Here is a 1,145-nt window from a genome sequence, read left to right as displayed (position 1 = left end):
CTGCCGGGCGGCACGGGTGCGCCCGACCTCGCCGGCCGGCACGTGGTGATCAGCGCCGGCGGCACCCGGGAGCCGCTGGACCCGGTCCGCTTCCTGGGCAACCGCTCCTCCGGCAAGCAGGGCTACGCGCTGGCCCGTACCGCCGTCGCGCGCGGGGCCCGGGTCACCCTGGTCTCCGCCAACGCCGCCCTCGCCGACCCGGCCGGGGTGGACGTCGTACGGGTCGGGACCGCCCTGCAGCTGCGCGAGGCCGTGCTCAAGGCGGCCGCGGACGCCGATGCCGTGGTGATGGCCGCGGCCGTGGCCGATTTCCGCCCGGCGCAGTACGCCGGCGGCAAGATCAAGAAGAAGGACGGGGAAGACCCCGCTCCGGTCGCCCTCGTGCGCAATCCCGACGTCCTCGCCGAGATTTCCGCCGACCGTGCCCGGGAGGGCCAGATCGTCGTCGGATTCGCCGCCGAGACGGACGACGTACTCGCCAACGGCCGCGCCAAACTCCTCCGAAAGGGTTGCGACCTCCTCGTGGTCAACGAGGTCGGCGAAAGCAAGACCTTCGGTTCCGAGGAGAACGAGGCCGTTATCCTGGCCTCCGATGGGAGCGAGGTCGCTGTGCCCTATGGTCCGAAGGAAGCCCTCGCAGAGGTGATTTGGGACCAGGTCGCTCCGCGCATCGGATCACGACGCGCCTGAGCAGCGCCCCTTTCCGCGGGCAATTCCTTGCGTCAGAATGGAGTGCCGCAGGTCACACGCCTCCCACAGGGCGAGACGGGTGGTCCGGCGGACGGTGACGACCGATAAACTGCATCCGGAACGTGATCGGGCGCAGCCTCCGATGTGGTTCCGCCAATGATTCAGCCAGCAGCCGCTGCAACCCCAGGGAGCGTTGTGTCCCGTCGCCTTTTCACCTCGGAGTCCGTGACCGAGGGTCACCCCGACAAGATCGCTGACCAGATCAGCGACACCATCCTCGACGCGCTCCTCACCGAGGACCCGACCTCGCGCGTGGCCGTGGAGACCCTCATCACCACCGGTCTCGTGCACATCGCGGGAGAGGTGACGACGAAGGCGTACGCGCCGATCGCGCAGCTCGTCCGCGACAAGATCCTGGAGATCGGCTACGACTCCTCGAAGAAGGGCTTCGACGG

The 1,145-nt window shown here is 69.2% G+C and carries 2 protein-coding genes; both read left to right on the top strand.

Features of this window, described 5'->3' with window-relative positions:
- A partial coding sequence (locus tag ACWGDE_RS39130; protein WP_453393844.1) for a phosphopantothenoylcysteine decarboxylase domain-containing protein occupies positions 1 to 690 on the top strand: 690 nt, incomplete at its 5' end.
- Between the two features lie 195 nt (positions 691 to 885).
- Positions 886 to 1,145, top strand: a 260-nt coding sequence (locus ACWGDE_RS39125) for an S-adenosylmethionine synthetase N-terminal domain-containing protein (protein WP_376682802.1), incomplete at its 3' end; no start/stop codon positions are given.

It is taken from the genome of Streptomyces sp. NPDC054956 (genome assembly GCF_053609185.1).
This window is presented reverse-complemented; position numbering and strand designations above follow the sequence as displayed.